Source organism: Bradyrhizobium sp. WSM4873, assembly GCF_055811355.1.
In genome coordinates, this window is sequence record NZ_JBVVPS010000003.1 from 56869 (window position 1) to 73334 (window position 16466).

Genomic DNA, 16466 nt, shown 5'->3' on the forward strand with positions numbered 1-16466 from the left:
CTTGCGCTGCCAAGACACTTTTACGGGCAGGGTCACGAAGACTCATTTTCAAGGGAGCCCGATATGCCAAAGGCAGCTCGTATTATTTCCCCGATTTCAGCACCGCGTATTTACACCGAAAACTCCGCCGTTCCCGCCAAGCGTTCCGATACCTCCGAGTTCATCGGGGTCGCTCTTTTCTCGGGCATCGGCCTGTTCGTTTCCCTCGTCGCCGTCATCCTCGGCATTCAGGGCGCCTGGTTTTAGCTTCGCCGAGCGCGCACCGATCGATCAGCCGCCGCGACGAGTTGCGGCGGCTGACGATGGTCCGTTCGCTCAGGCCGCGCGCAGCGTGGTCGCCGCCTGAAGCGCGCTTGCGAGCGACTTCTCGCGATGCTCCGGCCCGACCTGGATGCCGTCGGCACTGATGAATTCGGGATGATGAATCCCCATGAAGCCGAACACGCCACGCAGATAGCTTTCGAGGTGCTCCAGCGACGCGGCGGGCGTGCCCGCGCCGTAATAGCCCCCGCGCGAAATCGCGAAGATCACGCGCTTGCCGCCGGCAAGGCCCTGCGGGCCGTTGGCCCCGTAGCTGAACGTCTTCCCCGCCACCAGGACACGGTCGATCCAGGCCTTGAGCTGGCTCGGAATGGTGAAATTGTACATGGGCGCGCCGATCACGACGATGTCGGCGGCAAGGAATTCGTCCAGCGCGGCCTTGCTGGCGGCGAGGTCGGGGCCGAGCTCCGCCGGTGCGGGCGCGCCTTGCGCGGCCGCCAGATGCGAGCCGGAGAGATGGGCGAGCGGGCTCTGCGTCAGGTCGCGATAGACGATGTCGAGCGATGGCGTCGCCTGCCTGAGACGGTCGACGATGGCGGCCGAGACCTGCCGGGAGACGGAGTGGGGGCCGAGCACGCTGGAGTCGATGTGGAGGAGTTTCATTCGGGATCACCCTAGTATATGTTTGTAACCAGAGCTACATGAGTGACTATCGAAATCCCCGCAAGAACGCACCTTTTTGAGCCATGGGCACATCCCTGAAACCTGCGCACATCGATTTGTCCGCCTCACCAAGGCCGGATCCCAACCACGCGGACTGCCGCGGCGTCGCCTCGATCCTCGCGCGCGTCGGCGACAAATGGAGCGTGTTCGTCATCATGATGCTGAGTGACGGGCCCAAGCGCTTCAACGAGCTCAAGCGCATGATCAACGGCATTTCGCAGCGGATGCTGACCCTAACGCTGCGCGGGCTCGAACGTGACGGCCTGGTCACACGCACGATCTTCCCGACGATTCCGCCGCGGGTGGATTACGAGCTGACCGATCTCGGCCGCGGATTGCAACAGCCGGTGAAGGCACTCGGTGAATGGGCGATCACGCATCAGGAGCAGATCGCATCGGCGCGCACGCGCTTCGATGAGCGGAATACTCCTTAAAGCAGCGACACCAGTCCACCGCCGTGGCGTTCGAGCCGGCCGGCGAGTTCGAGCTCCAAGAGCACGGTGCGCACGATGGCAGGCGAGGCGCCGGACATCCGCACGAGATCGTCGATCGTGACAGGGGCGGGGCCGAGCAGGCTGGTGATCTGGTCGCGGTCGTGTCCTTGCGGATCGCTTTCGAACGGCTCGCTGTCGGGCTCGCGCGCAGTGCGCATCAGCGGCCGCTCCATGATCGGTGCGACCGCGTTGACGACGTCGGCGGCTTCGGTGACCAGCGTCGCGCCCTGCTTGATCAGATCATTGGTGCCGGCGGCGCGCGGATCGAGCGGCGAGCCCGGCACCGCGAACACTTCGCGGCCCTGTTCGGCGGCCATGCGCGCGGTGATCAGCGAGCCCGAGCGATGCGCCGCCTCCACCACGACCACGCCAAGCGCGGCGCCCGAGATCAGCCGGTTGCGGCGAGGGAAGTCGCGGGCGCGCGGCTCGTGGCCGAGCGGCATCTCGGAGATCGCAGCACCCTTGCGATCGAGGATCGAGGCCAGCAGATCGCCATGCTCCGGCGGATAGATGCAGTCATGGCCGCCGGCGAGCACGGCGATGGTGCCGCTCTCGACGCTGGCGCGGTGCGCGGCCTGGTCGACGCCGCGCGCGAGCCCGGAGATGACGACAAAGCCGGCTTCGCCAAGCTCGCGGGCGAGCTGACCGGCGAATTTCAAGCCTGCACCGGAGGCATTGCGCGAGCCGACGATCGCGATCATCGGCCGCATCAGCGTTGCACTGTCGCCGCGCACGGCGAGCAACGGCGGCGCATCGTCGAGCGTCGCCAGCCGCGCCGGATAGCCGTCCTCGCCGGGCGCGAGCCAGGCGATACCGAACTTGCGGCTCGCGGCGAGCTCGGCTTTCGCCTCGTCGGCGCCACAGATGCGCGCCGATCGCTGCGCACCGCCGCGGCGTGCCAGATCCGGCAGCCGCTCCAGCGCCGCGCGCGCCGTGCCGAAATGATCGACCAGCGACCGGAAAGTGCGCGGCCCGACATTGTCGGACCGGATCAGCCGCAGGCGGTCGATCCTGTCAGCCTCGGTCAGCTCCACGCTTCGATTGACGGCGTCCACGGCGGCTCCTTGCAGGCGCAGCATGGAACAACCTGAGGGCGTGGGCAACAGCGGCGTGCGCTTGCGCGGCCTCGGCGCGATGCTAAAAGCGATCCCAATAAGAAGGGTATTGCCATGATCTCACTTGCCGACCTCCAGCGCCGCATCGAAGCGGGCGAGCTGTCGCCTGAGGACGCCATCGCCCAGTCGCATGCGGCGATCGAGGCGCGGGAGAAGGACGTGCGCGCCTTCGTCCGTCACGACAAATCCGCGAAGGCGCAAGGCGCCGGGCCGCTCCGCGGCATCGCGGTCGGGATCAAGGACATCATCGACACCGCCAATATGCCGACCGAGATGGGCTCGGAGATCTATCGCGGCTGGCAGCCGCGCGCGGACGCGCCTGTCGTGATGATGTTGAAGCGGGCGGGCGCCACCATCATCGGCAAGACCACGACCACGGCGTTCGCCTCACGCGATCCAACTCCGACGCTCAATCCGCACAATCTCGGGCATACGCCGGGCGGCTCGTCCTCGGGCTCGGCCGCGGCCGTCGGCGCCGGCATGATCCCGCTGGCGCTGGGCACCCAGACCGGCGGCTCAGTGATCCGCCCTGCGGCCTATTGCGGCACCGCCGCGATTAAGCCGTCGTTCCGGATGCTGCCGACGGTCGGCGTCAAATGCTATTCGTGGGCGCTCGACACGGTCGGCCTGTTCGGCGCGCGGGCGGAAGATCTTGCGCGCGGACTGCTCGCGATGACCGGCCGCACCGAATTTGCCGGCATCGTCCCGGCGAAGGCGCCGCGCATCGGCGTGGTCAGGCAGGAGTTTGCCGGCGCGGTGGAGCCGGCCGCCGAAGAGGGGCTGCAAGCTGCGATCAAGGCGGCGACGCGGGCCGGCGCCAGCGTGCAGACCATCGATCTGCCGCAAGCGGTGCAGGAGGCCTGGCGCATCCATCCCGTGATCCAGGATTTCGAGGCGCATCGGGCGCTCGCCTGGGAATTTTCCGAACGCCACGACGAGATAGCTCCGATGCTGCGCGCCAGTCTCGATGCGACGGTCGGTCTCACACCCAAGGACTATGACGACGCACGCCGGATCAGCCGTCGTGGCCGTCGTGAGCTTGGCGAATTGTTCGAGGGGTTCGACGTGCTGCTGACCTATTCGGCGCCGGGCACGCCGCCGGCCAAGGAGCTCGCGAGCACCGGCGACCCCCGCTACAACCGCCTCTGGACGCTGATGGGTAACCCTAGCGTCAACGTGCCGGTGCTCAAGGCCAATGGCCTGCCAATCGGCGTGCAGGTGATCGCGCGCTTCGGTAACGACGCTCATGCGCTGGCGACGGCGTGGTTCCTGGAGCAGGCGCTGGCGAAATCAGGCTAGCGCAGGTTCGAGGGCGACGATGCGCTGGCCGGATGCGGCCGGCGCCGCGGTGTGATCGGCACCTTGCTTGAGCCAGCGCCCGGCAGCCTCGCGACCGCTGCGGTGAAGCGCGCGAATGAAGCCGCGCCCGAGATCGGTGGACGAGCGCTGCGCCAAGCCGTCGACGAAATCTTCCGCTGCGATCCTGGAGAGCCGCAGCGCCGATGCGGCCTGCGATTGCGCCCATTCCATCGCCGCGATCTCGGCATTGAGGGCGGCGTTGGCCGCGATCTGGTCCAGCCTGCGGTCGATCGCGGCGAGCGTGATCGGCACGTAGCTGTCGCGCGCCGGCGTGACCTGGACGAGCAGGATTTCGGTGCTCGTCGTATCCTGCACGAGCCGCAGTAGGGGCGGATTGCCGCCGAGACCGCCGTCCCAATAAGCCTCGCCGTCGATCTCCACCGCGCAATGCACCAGCGGCGGACAGGTCGAGGCCAGCGCGACGTCTGCGGTGATCACGTCGTTGCAGAAGATCTGCTGCTGGCCGTCGCGGATCCGGGTTGCTGCGATCAGAAGCTTCGGGCAGCGCGGGTCGCGCAATGCGGAAAAGTTGATGTCGCGCGACAGCGCCTGCCGCAGCGGATCGAGATCGAACGGATCGAACTGGCCGGAGCGCAGCGTCGGACCGAATGCGACCGAGCTTCCTGCCGGCGAGAAGCCGCCGATCAGCATCAGCGATCGGAACGAGGCTTCATGCATCAGCCGGATCCAGAACCGGTTCAGCCGCGCGCGCGCACCTTCACGGCCACCCTCGGCGAAACCGGAAGCGAGCAGCAGCGCGTTGATGGCGCCGGCGCTGGCGCCGCTGATAGTGTCGATCGCGATCGATGGCTCTTCGAGCAGCCGCTCCAGCACGCCCCACGTGAAAGCGGCGAAGGTGCCGCCGCCCTGAAGCGCCAGCGACAATTTTTGCGGCGGCCATTGCCGCGGCGTCCGATCATGCGTGACGGTCGCTGCGACAGCTACAATTTCGACTGGTGTCCGCGCTTCGACGATCGGGTCGGGCTCGCGCGATGGAGGCGGGACGGAAGCAGGCGCTGGTGCGACGACCGACGAGGGTCCAGCGGACCAGATGTCCGTCGTCGAGAGCAGCCGGCTTGCCGCAGTGCCCTGCAAGCCATCTTCAACATGCGCGCTGACAATCTTCTCGCTCATTCTGAGCAACCGCGTAGAGCCATGCCCATGATCAGGGCCAAGGCCTGGAACCCGTTCGTCCATACAGCCGTGATTCGGCTGCAAGTTGCGAACACCATTTGCGATATAATGCAGAAGGGGTGCCGCGGTATCCGTGGATTCCCGGCTTATGCCTTCTCGCCGATCCGGCTTTCCTTGCCCGATTGCAGCCGCTTGATGTTCTCGCGATGAGCATAGAACAGCAGCAGCGTCAGCACCGCCGCCAGCGCCGCGAGTGCGGGCTGCCCGAACCACAGCAGGAACAGCGGGGTGATGAACGAGGCCACCAGGGCCGAAAGCGAGGAATAGCGGGCGGTGAACGCGGTCGCCAACCAGAGCAGGCAGAACACTACCGCCGCTGGCCAGAACAGCCCGAGCATGATGCCGATATAGACGGCGACACCCTTGCCGCCTTTGAATTTGAGCCAGACCGGGAAGAGATGGCCGAGGAAGGCGCCAAGCCCGGCTAGCATCGCGGCATTGGGACCGGCGATGTAGCCCGCGATCACGACCGCCACGGTGCCCTTGAGCGCGTCGAACAGCAGGGTCGCGGCGGCAAGGCCCTTTCGCCCCGTGCGCAGCACGTTGGTGGCGCCGATGCTGCCGGAGCCGATCGAGCGGATGTCCTGCGTGCCGCCGAGTTTCGTCAGGATCAGCCCGAACGGAATCGAGCCGAGCAGGTATCCGATGACAAAAGCCACCGGCAGGAACAATTCAAGCGCCATGTCTGCAAATTCCCTGTCTGCAAATTCCCTGGCAGCAGCTCCGCACGTCAGACATGCTCGTATACCGTCCGTCCGCCGACAATGGTGCGCACCACGCGGCCTGTAAAGCGGGCCTCGTCGAACGGGGTGTTCTTGCAGGGCGATTTGAGGTCGGCGGGATCGACCACCCAGGGAACATCGGGGTCGATCACGATGACGTCGGCGGGGCTGCCCGTGCGCAGGGTTCCGCCAGGCAATCCCAAAATCTCGGCCGGCCGCGTCGACATCGCCCGGATCAGCGTCTTGAGATCCAGCTCGTCGTTGTGCACGAGGCGAAGGCCCGCCGGGAGCATGGTCTCCAGCCCGATGGCGCCGGGGGCTGCTTCCGCGAAAGGCAGGCGCTTGACCTCGACGTCCTGCGGATTGTGGTCGGACATGATGACGTCGACGAGGCCGGAGGCGACGGCGGCGACCAGCGCGCGGCGGTCGTCCTCGGTGCGCAGCGGCGGCGACAGCTTCAGGAACGAACGGTAAGGGCCGATGTCGTTCTCGTTCAGCGCAAGGTGGTTGATCGAGGCCGAGGCGGTCACGGCCAGGCCGGCGTCGCGGGCGCGCCGGAGGATTTCGAGCGACTCGATGCAGGTCAGCGACGCCGCGTGATAGCGGCCGCCGGTCAGCGCGACCAGGCGCATGTCGCGCTCCAGCATCACGGCCTCCGCCGCGTTCGGGATGCCCATCAGGCCGAGCCGCGAGGCGAATTCGCCCTCGTTCATCACGCCTTCGCCGACGAGATCGCGATCCTCGGTGTAGTGCACGATCAGCGCGTCGAAATCGCGCGCGTAGGTCAGGGCGCGGCGCATCACCTGCGCATTGACCACGCTTTTGTCGCAGTCGCTGAAGGCGATCGCGCCGGCCGCCTTGAGCAGGCCGAACTCGGTCATCTCCTCGCCGCGCATGCCCTTGGTCAGCGCCGCCATCGGCTGAATGTTGACGATTGCGGTGTCGCGGGCGCGCCGCATCACGAAGTCGACGGTCGCCGAGTTGTCGATCACCGGCAAGGTATCAGGCTGGCAGATGATGGTGGTGATGCCGCCGGTCGCAGCCGCCTGGCTCGCGGAGGCAAAGGTCTCGCGATGGCTGAAGCCGGGCTCGCCGACGAAGGCACGCATGTCGATCAGCCCGGGTGCGACGATCTTGCCGGCGCAGTTGACGACGTCGGTGCCCTCGGGGACGCCGGCAGCGCCAATGCCGCGGCGGGTCTCCCGGATGATGCCGTCGGCAATCAGGACATCGCCGGGGCCATCGAAATCCCGGGAGGGGTCGACGACGCGGGCATTGGCAAGCAGGATGGGTCGGCGGTCGGTCAACATGAGCATCACGCGTTCGGCAGGTTGCGGGCGAGCGCTTCCAGCACCGCCATGCGCACGGCCACGCCCATTTCCACCTGTTCGCGGATCAGGGATTGCGCGCCGTCAGCGACCGCAGTGTCGATCTCGACGCCGCGGTTCATGGGGCCGGGATGCATGACGAGGGCGTCTGGCTTGGCGTAGGCGAGCTTCTTCTGGTCCAGCCCGAAATAATGGAAGTACTCGGAGGTGGACGGCACGAAGGAGCCGTTCATGCGCTCGCGCTGGAGCCGCAACATCATGACGATGTCGGCGCCGTTGAGCCCCTCGCGCATGTCGCGCGCGACCTCGACGCCCATCCGCTCGATGCCGGGCGGCAGCAGCGTGGAGGGGCCGACGACGCGGACGCGGGCGCCCATCGCGTTGAGCAGGATGATGTTGGAGCGGGCGACGCGCGAATGCAGCACGTCGCCGCAGATCGCGACCACGAGGCCCTCGAGCCGACCCTTGTTGCGGCGGATGGTCAGCGCGTCGAGCAGGGCTTGTGTCGGATGCTCATGCGCGCCGTCGCCGGCATTGATCACGGAACCGTCGACCTTGCGGGCCAGCAGTTCCACCGCGCCGGAGGCGTGATGGCGCACCACCAGGATATCCGGGTGCATGGCGTTGAGCGTCATGGCGGTGTCGACCAGCGTCTCGCCCTTTTTGATGGACGAGGAGGACACCGACATGTTCATGACGTCGGCGCCCAGCCGTTTGCCGGCGAGCTCGAACGAGGATTGGGTCCGGGTGGAAGCCTCGAAGAAGAGGTTTACCTGCGTCCGTCCACGCAGGACGGTGCGCTTCTTGTCAACCTGGCGGTTGAGCTCGACATATTCTTCGGACAGGTCGAGGAGGCCGGTGATGTCGGCCGCGGAAAGGCCCTCGATGCCCAGCAAATGCCGGTGGCCGAGGACGAAGGTCGATTTCGATGTCATTAAAGCGAGAGCTATAGGCGGGGATGGCCGGGGGGGCAAGGGCCAAAGCCCGGGCGGGGAGTTATCCCCCGATCTGTACCTTGTCGTCATTCCAGGGCGATGCGAAGCATCGAACCCGGAATCTCGAGATTCTCTGGTGCGGGAGCCCGCACCACAGTTCGGCTCTTCGAGCCGCCCCGGAATGACGCCGGAGGATGTGGAGGCATCGTGAAAACAGGTCTTACTGCATTTGTAGCGATCGGCTTCATCTCATCCGCCCACGCCCAATCGCTTCCCGGCGGTTTCGTCTATTTGCGCGACATCGACCCCAGCATCATCCAGGACATTCGCTACGCCACCTCGAACAATTTCGTCGGCCGTCCGCTCGCCGGCTACGGCGCGGGCGAATGCGTGGTGAAGCGGGAGGTTGGGTTGCGGCTGAAGGCGGTCCAGCAGGAACTGGCGACGCAAAATCTCTCGCTGAAGATGTTCGACTGCTACCGGCCGGCGCGGGCCTCGCTCGACATGGTCAAGTGGTCGCAGAACGGCCACGAGACCGCCGCCGAGCGGCGCTACAATCCGAAAATTCCCAAGACCGAGCTGTTCCGCCTCGGCTACATCGCAAGCCGCTCGCAGCATTCGACGGGCGCGGCGCTCGATCTCACGCTGGTCGATCTCAAGGCGGACAATTCAGGCAAATACGACCCGTCAAAGGCCTACGCCGATTGCACGGCGCCGGTCGAGGGGCGATTGCCGGAGGGCAGCGTCGACATGGGCACCGGCTATGACTGCACCGACGTGAAAGGACACACCGCCGCACCGTCGATCAGTCCGGACCAGCGCGCCTGGCGCAAGCGGCTCGTGGCAGCGATGGCGAGGCAAGGCTTTGTGAACTATGCGAAGGAGTGGTGGCACTTTTCGCTGCCGGGGGCGGGCGGTGCGCCGTATGATTTCCCGATCCAGCCGCGGCGGAACTGATTCCGCGCCGAGGACACGAGATGACCCAGCCCAGCTTCGCGACCCACGAGGTCTTCAACCAGTCACCGCCGTTCGAGGACGTCGATCTCTTTGCCGCGGACCAGCCGCTGGTCGCGGCGGTCAGGACCAATGGCGGTGCGGCCGCGGAACGGGAGCTCTCGGACTTCGGCAAGCATTGGGGCTCGGCCGCGATGGCCGATCGCGGGCGCGTCGCCAACGAGAACACGCCGAAGCTGCGCAGCTTCGATGCTAAGGGCAATCGGCGCGACCAGGTCGAGTTTCATCCGGCCTATCATGAACTGATGGCGCACAGCGCCCGCGCCGGCGTGCACAATTCGACCTGGACCGCGGATGGAAGACCCGCGGGCGATGCCGCCGAGGTCGTCCGCGCGGCAAAATTCTACATGGCCTCGCAGGTTGAGACCGGCCATCTCTGCCCGATCACGATGACGCGCGCCTCCGTGGCGGCGCTGGCCATGCAGCCTGATCTGCTCGCCAAAGTGATGCCGGTGCTGTCGACGAAAAGCTACGATCCCACCTTCGCGCCGTGGTGGGAGAAGCGCGGCATGACGCTCGGCATGGGCATGACCGAGAAGCAGGGCGGCACCGACGTGCGCGCCAACATGACGCGCGCGGTGCGCGACGGCGATGCCTACCGCATCACCGGCCACAAATGGTTCATGTCGGCGCCGATGTGCGACGCCTTCCTTGTGCTGGCCCAGGCCGACCAGGGACTGACCTGTTTCTTCATGCCGCGCTTCGCGCCGGATGGGTCGGTGAACGCGATCCAGTTCCAGCGGCTGAAGGACAAGCTCGGCAACCGCTCCAATGCGTCGTCCGAGGTCGAGTTCGTCGGTGCCTATGCGGAAGCTGTCGGCGAAGAGGGGAAGGGCATCCGCACCATCATCCAGATGGTGCAACTCACGCGGCAGGATTGCGCGATCGCCTCGGTCGGCCTGATGCGCTCGGGGCTCGCCCACGCGCTGCATCACGCCCGGCACCGCAGCGTGTTCCAGAAACATCTGGCCGATCAGCCCTTGATGCAGGCCGTGCTCTCCGACATGGCCTTGCACGTCGAAGCAAGCACAGCCTTGGTGATGCGGCTCTGCCGCGCCTTCGATCGGACGCCGCACGATCCGGCGGAGGCCGCCTACATGCGGCTGCTGACGCCTGCGATCAAATACTGGACCTGCAAGAGCGCGCCGCCGTTCCTCTACGAAGCCATGGAATGCCTCGGCGGCAACGGCTATGTCGAGGACGGCATTCTGGCACGGCACTACCGGGAGGCGCCGGTCAACGCGATCTGGGAAGGTTCGGGCAACGTCATGTGCCTCGACGTGCTGCGCGCGCTCTCGCGCGAGGCGGAGGCGGCGATGGCGGTACTGGAATCGCTTGCCACCGAGACCAAAGGTTTGCCAGGAGCAGGCGAGGCGGTCTCGTTCATCGGCAAGACCTTCCGGCGCGCGGACGGCGAACGCGTCGCGCGCCTTGCGGTCGAGAAGCTGGCGCTGCTTGCGGCCTCGGCCGCGCTCAACGGCGTGTCGCCGCGCCAAGCCGAACTGTTCGCCACCACACGCCTCGCCGCCAATCACGCCAGCATGTACGGCGCGGTCGATCTCGAGAGTGGCGATGTACGCGCGCTGCTGGAGCGGGCGCTGCCGTGAGCCTCTCAAACGAAAGCGCTTTAATGGACTCCCTCAATCCCGATCATCCTCCGCTCACCGAGACGCCGGCGCCGCCGCGAGTCTGGAAATTCTGGGGTACGGCGCTGTGGGGCATCGCTATCTTCGCAGCCATGTTCGTCGGGCAGATCGGGGCCATCGTCTATCTGGTCTGGGTTGCCCGCGACCCCATCGACCTCGCATCGATGCAGCACGTCGGCCGCGAGCCGGCGTCGCTCGCGTTGTCGGTCACGATGGGCCTGCCGGCGACGCTGGCCGCCGTGTGGCTGGCGATCCGCATCAAGAAGGCCTCCTTCGTCGACTATCTCGCGTTGTATTGGCCGTCCTGGAAGCAACTCCTGTTCGGCGCCGTCGGGCTGATCCTGATCGTGGTGGCCTGGGAGACGATGTCGCGGAGTCTCGGCCGCGAAGCGACGCCGGGCTTCATGACCGATCTGTTGAAATCCGGCCGCGACAAGGGCGCTGCCGTGATGCTGCTGTTCGCCTTCAGCGTGGCGGCGCCCATGTCCGAAGAGGTTTTGGCGCGCGGCTTTCTCTACCGCGGCTGGTCGGCGAGCTTCCTGCGCGTCCCCGGCGCGATCATCCTCTCGTCGCTGGTGTGGACGGTCGTGCACCTGCAATACGACCTGTACTTCCTCGCCGAGGTCTTCTCCATCGGCCTGTGGTTCGGCTACATGCGCTATCGCAGCAACTCACTGTGGCTCACGATCGTGCTGCATGCGCTGAACAATCTGACGGCGGTGGTGCTGACGATGTGGTTGGGGAGTTAGGCCACCAGCGCGATCGCGATCGGCATGGTGATCGCCGCCAAAATCGTCTGCAGCGTGATGATCTGCGCCAGTAGTGGGGCATCGCCGCCCATCTGGCGGGCCAGCACATAGGCGCTGGTCGAGGTCGGCACCGCGGCGCAGATCGCGACGATGGCGAGGCTGTCGCCGGACAGTCCGAACCAGACGGCGAGCACCAGCGCGACCACGGGCATCAGCACCAGCTTGAACACCACGCCGATAGCTGCCCCCGTACTGGGGCGGAGCAGGCCTTCAAGATGCAGGCCGGCGCCGGTGACGAGCAGGCCGATGGCGAGCGAGGAGCGGCCGAGTGCGTCCGCCACCTCATGCCAGATCTTCGGCAGCGGCAGGTGGATGACATTGATGACGAGGCCGATCGCGCAGGCCCAGATCAGGGGATTGCGGACGACCGTCATGACAATCGCGCGCGCGGATTGCTTCTCCGGCGCTGCGTAGTGCGCGAGCACCGCGACGCTGAGGACGTTGACCAGCGGAATGATCGCCACCATCGCGACGGAGGCGAGCGCCAGCCCGACCTCGCCGAACATGTTGGCGGAGACGGACAGCGCCACATAGGTCTGCCAGCGGATCGCGCCCTGGAAGATCGAGGTGAAGGCGGGGCCGTCGATATCGAGCCGCGACAGGGCCGGGCGGAGCGCGAGGCAGAGCAGCGACATCGCCAGCGCCGACAGCAGCAGCGCGCCGCCGACGCCGGCCACCGGCACCTTGGACAGGTCGGCCTTCACCAGCGTCTGGATCAGCAGCATCGGAAACAGCACGAAATAGGTCAGCCGCTCCAGCCCGTTCCATTGCGTGTCGAGCTGCATCAGGGTGCGCTTCAGCACCACGCCGAGCACGATCAGGATAAAGACGGGGAAGAGCGCCGCGATCACGACGGCCATGGATCAGTCAGGCCCCGGGGCTGCGCGCAGATTGGCGAGGCGGTCGAGCGCGCCTTGCAGGATGAAGATCGCGGCGTGCTCGTCGATCACTTCGGCGCGCTTGGCGCGGCTGACGTCCATGCCGATCAGTTCGCGCTCGACAGCGGCCGTTGAGAGGCGCTCGTCCCAGAGGCCGATGGGCAGCGCGGTCAGGCCGGCGAGGTTGCGGGCAAAAGCCCGGGTCGATTGCGCGCGCGGGCCTTCGCTGCCGTCCATGTTGATGGGCAGGCCGAGCACGAAGCCGACGGCCTTGCGTTCACTGGCAATCGCGAGCAGCCGGGCGGCATCCTGCTTGAACGCCTTGCGCTGGATCGTCTCGACGCCGGTCGCTAACCGGCGGTCCGGATTGGACACGGCAACGCCGATGGTCTTGGTACCCAGATCGAGTCCGACCAACCCGCCGCGTTCGGGCCAGTGGGTTGCAGCGTCGACGAGAGGCAGGATAAGAGCCGGCATGGTGTTAGCGCATATCACGCGTCGCGCTGCGGAGTGAACCCGTAACTATGGATACGCTGACATTATTCGGGTTATTCGCCGTGACGGCGATGCTGGTCACTTATGCCCTGGAGGACCGCAGCCACTGGTTCGTAGATGTTCGCAATGTCCTGCGTGCTCGGTTCGGCTTACGGCTTCCTGCAAGGCGCCTGGCCGTTCGGCGTCGTCGAGGCGATCTGGGCCGTTGTGGCGCTGCGGCGATGGCATATCAGGCCGGAGAGAAAGGCCGGGCGAGGGCGTCTGCGGACGGCAGGGTCCTCGCCCGGGCATCGGATCAACGGATCGCGATCGGGTTGATCATGGCCTGCACGCCGCCGGTCCAGCGCGGCTGGCCCCGCGCGCCTCAAGCGCGGTCGCGCCGATCAGGCGGCGGTCAAGCGGCTGGTCGAAGCGGGCGTTGAAAGCACGAACAGGAATTCGTATCCCTTGTCCTTGGCAAGCGCGGCCGTATCCATGTTCTCCAGGATGTAGGTCCCGTTCATCGCGAGCAGGATCTGGTGCACCTCGAACACGTTCTTGGACTCGAACGGCAGCACCTCGAGCGCCCAGGTGTCGGCACCGATCGCGACGACGCCCTTACTGGTCAGGTATTTTGCGCCTTCGACGCCGAGACCGGGCTCGCCGGCCGAATAGCGCTTGTCGTCCTTGCCGATCAGGCTGAGCCAGCCGGTGTGGAAGATGACGACGTCGCCCTGGCGGATCTCGACGCCCTGCTTCTTCGCGACCTCATCGATCTCCTTGACGTTGAAGGCGGTGCCTTCCTTCACGATATCGGTGTTGTAATAGGCGGCCATGTCGAGCAGCACGCCGCGGGTCACGATCGGCGGCACCTTCTCGATGCCGAGCTTCTTCAATCCGTTCGGATCGGCGAAGTCGGCGAGCTTGTTGCCGTTGTAGTAGACGTGCTCGACGCCGAGATGGCCGAGTCCGTCGATCTGGCTACCGATGCCGACCCAGGTGTCGAGGATGTCGTCATTGTAGGTGGCCTTGTTCGGGCCCAAACCCGGGATGCCGGCCTGTCCGGGTTGCACGATGGTGAGCTTGAATGCGCGCGGCGGATAGGCGGGCGTTTGTGGTGTAACGGGAATGCCGAGCGCGTAGGTCTTCCCGGTCTTCACCAGAGATGCGGCCTTCAGCACGAGCTCGGGGGTCATGTAGTTGGCGGCGCCGATCTCGTCGTTCGGCCCCCATTTCGATTTGGTCCAGTCTTGAGCGCTTGCTGATTCGATCGTCGCAGACAACGCGGCGACACAGCACAACACGAGCGTATTGCGCATCGATAGTCCTCCCGATGTTTTTGCCGATGTTTGGCTTCGTTATGATTTCGCGCTGGCCAGTCGCTCATCCTAACGTAGAAAAGCCGCGGGCTTCAAAACTTTTCGCGGTGCCATGCTGCGGCGGCTGAACGCAGCACTCGCCGCGCGCAGCGTCGGTTGAATCAAGTACGACAGATTTGTGACAGTGAATTTCGCGTCGTGGAACGCGCTGGCATCTCAGGCTGCGATGACTTCGTCGTCTTGCTTCAGGCAGGCGGCAAACCCGCTCAGCGCGCTGGTTTGATGTCCGGCACGACGCTGGATGAAGAGCGTCTCGACCTGCGCGTGCGAATGGCTCAGCGCGTGGATCGACACGCTGCCGTTGATCGCGCTGCGTTCGACCACGGCGCGCGGCAGCAGCGTCACGCCCATGTCGGCGGCGACACAGCCGATCATGCCGTCGAGCGTGCCGAGCTCGAAGCGCGCGGCTGACGGCCAGCCGAACTCGACAAAGATCTGTTCCAACCGCTGCCGGTAGGTGCAGCCGGTGCGGAACGCCAGCGCCGTCGGACCGGATTCCGGCGTGCCGGCGCGCAGCTCGGTGAGCGTGGCCCAGCGCCGCGCGCTGACCAGCACCAGCTCTTCGCGGAACGCGCTTGTCGCAATGAGATCGGCATGCGCGATCGGACCTGCGACAAAGGCGCCGTCGAGCGTGCCTTCGAGCACGCAAGCGACGAGGTCGGCAGTGGGCGCGGTGCGCAGGCTCAGCCGGACGGCGGGAAAGCGGTGATGAAAGTCCGCGAGCAATGGCGGCAGCCGCACCGCTGCGGTCGTTTCCATCGAGCCGATCGCGAGCGGTCCCTTGGGCTCGCCGTCGTCACAGGCCGCGAGCACGGCCTCGCGCGCCAGTGCGGACATCCGTTGCGCGTAGGGCAAAAGGCGCTTGCCCGCGCCGGTCAGGGTCATGCCGCGGCTATGCCGTTCGAACAGCGGCGTGCCGATCTCGGCTTCCAGCGCCTTCACGCGCTGGGTCACGTTCGACTGCACCGTGTTGAGCTCTTCGGCCGCGCGGGTGATGCCCCCGGTCCGGGCGACGGCGGCGAAGGTCTGGATGTCGCTGAGTTCCATAATATCGTTTCTCTTTCGAGATGGCAGCGTTCGCAAGAATTCAATTTTAGAGAATGGTATTCGCGCCTAGTCTCGCTGTCCAGACCAGGGAGGAGCCATGCCGATCGCGACGCCGCTGACCACGCTATTGGAGATTGAGCATCCGATCCTGCTGGCGCCGATGGACGTCGTAGCAGGCAGCCGCCTCGTCGCGGCGGTGAGCCGTGCCGGGGGCTTCGGCATCCTGGGCGGCGGCTACGGCGAGAGGATTTGGCTGGAGCAGGAGATTGCCAAGCTCGCCGGCATGAAAGCGCCGTTCGGGATCGGCTTCATAACTTGGAGCCTCGCCACGCGGCCCGAACTTCTCGACATCGCACTCGCCGCAAACCCATCCGCGATCATGTTGTCGTTCGGCAATCCCGCACCCTTTGCGGCCTGCATCAAATCCGCCGGTGCCCGCCTGATCTGCCAGGTGCAGGACGAGACGATGGCGCGCCAAGCGCTCGATGCGGGCGCCGATGTCCTGATCGCACAGGGGACGGAGGCCGGCGGTCACGGCGCCTCGCGCACCACGATCGATCTGGTCCCGGCAATCGTCGATCTTGCCGCGGGTCGAGTACCGGTGCTAGCGGCCGGCGGTATTGCCGATGGGCGGGGACTTGCGGCCATGATGATGCTCGGTGCAAGCGGCGTGCTGCTCGGCACGCGCTTCTACGCGAGCCAGGAGGCCGATGGCGCGGAAGAGGCCAAGCGGCGCATCTGCGCGGCAGATAGTGGCGCAACGGTGCGGGGCATCATTTTCGATCTCTCCCGCAACAATGTCTGGCCCGCGCCGTTTACCGGCCGGTGCCTAGTCAACGATCACGCCAGACGCTGGATCGGCCGCGAGGTCGAACTGATGCAGAATGTCGCCGCAGTCGGGCCCGCCTATGCGGCTGCGAAGGCCGCCGGGAATTTCGACATCGCCGCGGTGATCGCGGGCGAGGCGGTCGGCCTGATCCATGATATTCCACCGGCGGCTGAAATCGTCGAACGTATCGCGACCGAGGCCGAGCAACTGCTAGCCGGCCGGCGTAATTCCAGCGTGTCCGCCTAAACTGCGAGAGAAC

The 16466-nt window shown here is 66.1% G+C and carries 16 protein-coding genes and 2 pseudogenes; 8 read left to right on the forward strand and 10 right to left on the reverse strand.

Going from position 1 to position 16466, the window contains the following annotated elements; all coding sequences use genetic code 11:
* The first annotated feature begins 63 nt into the window (after positions 1-63).
* A complete protein-coding gene (locus tag AC0L21_RS06880) occupies positions 64-246 on the forward strand; it encodes a hypothetical protein (RefSeq protein WP_027518388.1) in 183 nt (60 codons plus the stop codon).
* 69 nt (positions 247-315) lie between these two features.
* On the opposite strand, the gene AC0L21_RS06885 is transcribed toward AC0L21_RS06880, so the two are convergent.
* The gene (locus AC0L21_RS06885) at positions 316-924 is read right to left on the reverse strand and encodes an FMN-dependent NADH-azoreductase (protein WP_473259569.1); all 609 of its coding nucleotides are present in this window, start codon (positions 922-924) and stop codon (positions 316-318) included.
* Between the two features lie 83 nt (positions 925-1007).
* On the opposite strand from AC0L21_RS06885, the gene AC0L21_RS06890 reads away from it, so the two are divergent.
* The gene (locus tag AC0L21_RS06890) at positions 1008-1418 is read left to right on the forward strand and encodes a winged helix-turn-helix transcriptional regulator (protein WP_473259571.1); all 411 of its coding nucleotides are present in this window, start codon (positions 1008-1010) and stop codon (positions 1416-1418) included.
* On the opposite strand, the gene dprA is transcribed toward AC0L21_RS06890, so the two are convergent.
* A complete protein-coding gene (dprA, locus tag AC0L21_RS06895) occupies positions 1415-2557 on the reverse strand; it encodes a DNA-processing protein DprA (RefSeq protein WP_473259573.1) in 1143 nt (380 codons plus the stop codon). The genes AC0L21_RS06890 and dprA overlap by 4 nt on opposite strands.
* Positions 2558-2647: 90 nt before the next feature.
* Between dprA and AC0L21_RS06900 the strand changes: the two genes are divergently transcribed.
* Entirely contained in the window at positions 2648-3892 is a 1245-nt protein-coding gene (locus tag AC0L21_RS06900) for an amidase (RefSeq protein WP_473259575.1), read from the forward strand.
* On the opposite strand, the gene AC0L21_RS06905 is transcribed toward AC0L21_RS06900, so the two are convergent.
* From AC0L21_RS06905 to AC0L21_RS06920, 4 genes are all read right to left on the reverse strand, one after another.
* Positions 3884-5086, reverse strand: coding sequence for a patatin-like phospholipase family protein (locus AC0L21_RS06905; protein WP_473259577.1), 1203 nt, complete (start codon positions 5084-5086; stop codon positions 3884-3886). The two genes, AC0L21_RS06900 and AC0L21_RS06905, sit on opposite strands and share 9 nt — an antisense overlap.
* Before the next feature lie 146 nt (positions 5087-5232).
* Positions 5233-5829 carry a glycerol-3-phosphate 1-O-acyltransferase PlsY gene (gene plsY, locus AC0L21_RS06910; RefSeq protein WP_027518383.1) on the reverse strand — a complete coding sequence of 199 codons (597 nt, stop codon included), beginning with the start codon at positions 5827-5829 and terminating at the stop codon, positions 5233-5235.
* Between the two features lie 47 nt (positions 5830-5876).
* A complete protein-coding gene (locus tag AC0L21_RS06915; RefSeq protein WP_473260091.1) occupies positions 5877-7178 on the reverse strand; it encodes a dihydroorotase in 1302 nt (433 codons plus the stop codon).
* A gap of 5 nt (positions 7179-7183) precedes the next feature.
* A complete protein-coding gene (locus AC0L21_RS06920) occupies positions 7184-8131 on the reverse strand; it encodes an aspartate carbamoyltransferase catalytic subunit (protein WP_007603315.1) in 948 nt (315 codons plus the stop codon).
* Between the two features lie 207 nt (positions 8132-8338).
* On the opposite strand from AC0L21_RS06920, the gene AC0L21_RS06925 reads away from it, so the two are divergent.
* The 3 genes from AC0L21_RS06925 to AC0L21_RS06935 are packed head-to-tail and all read left to right on the forward strand — an operon-like array spanning position 8339 to position 11540.
* The gene (locus tag AC0L21_RS06925) at positions 8339-9088 is read left to right on the forward strand and encodes a M15 family metallopeptidase (RefSeq protein WP_473259579.1); all 750 of its coding nucleotides are present in this window, start codon (positions 8339-8341) and stop codon (positions 9086-9088) included.
* Positions 9089-9108: 20 nt separating this feature from the next.
* On the forward strand, positions 9109-10752 hold the full coding sequence (locus AC0L21_RS06930; RefSeq protein WP_473259581.1) for an acyl-CoA dehydrogenase family protein: 1644 nt from the start codon (positions 9109-9111) through the stop codon (positions 10750-10752).
* Between the two features lie 23 nt (positions 10753-10775).
* A complete protein-coding gene (locus tag AC0L21_RS06935; RefSeq protein WP_473259584.1) occupies positions 10776-11540 on the forward strand; it encodes a lysostaphin resistance A-like protein in 765 nt (254 codons plus the stop codon).
* Here the strand turns inward: AC0L21_RS06935 and AC0L21_RS06940 are convergent.
* Positions 11537-12460, reverse strand: a complete 924-nt coding sequence (locus tag AC0L21_RS06940; protein ID WP_473259587.1) for an AEC family transporter — start codon at positions 12458-12460, stop codon at positions 11537-11539. The genes AC0L21_RS06935 and AC0L21_RS06940 overlap by 4 nt on opposite strands.
* A gap of 3 nt (positions 12461-12463) precedes the next feature.
* Positions 12464-12955, reverse strand: a complete 492-nt coding sequence (ruvX, locus tag AC0L21_RS06945) for a Holliday junction resolvase RuvX (protein ID WP_007603328.1) — start codon at positions 12953-12955, stop codon at positions 12464-12466.
* A gap of 47 nt (positions 12956-13002) precedes the next feature.
* Between ruvX and AC0L21_RS06950 the strand changes: the two are divergent.
* A pseudogene (locus AC0L21_RS06950) lies at positions 13003-13291 on the forward strand (hypothetical protein).
* On the opposite strand, the pseudogene AC0L21_RS06955 reads toward AC0L21_RS06950, so the two are convergent.
* A pseudogene (locus tag AC0L21_RS06955) lies at positions 13269-14271 on the reverse strand (cyclase family protein). The pseudogenes AC0L21_RS06950 and AC0L21_RS06955 sit on opposite strands and share 23 nt — an antisense overlap.
* Before the next feature lie 216 nt (positions 14272-14487).
* On the reverse strand, positions 14488-15378 hold the full coding sequence (locus AC0L21_RS06960; protein ID WP_473259590.1) for a LysR family transcriptional regulator: 891 nt from the start codon (positions 15376-15378) through the stop codon (positions 14488-14490).
* 97 nt (positions 15379-15475) lie between these two features.
* Between AC0L21_RS06960 and AC0L21_RS06965 the strand changes: the two genes are divergently transcribed.
* The gene (locus tag AC0L21_RS06965) at positions 15476-16453 is read left to right on the forward strand and encodes an NAD(P)H-dependent flavin oxidoreductase (protein ID WP_473259593.1); all 978 of its coding nucleotides are present in this window, start codon (positions 15476-15478) and stop codon (positions 16451-16453) included.
* Positions 16454-16466 lie beyond the last annotated feature (13 nt).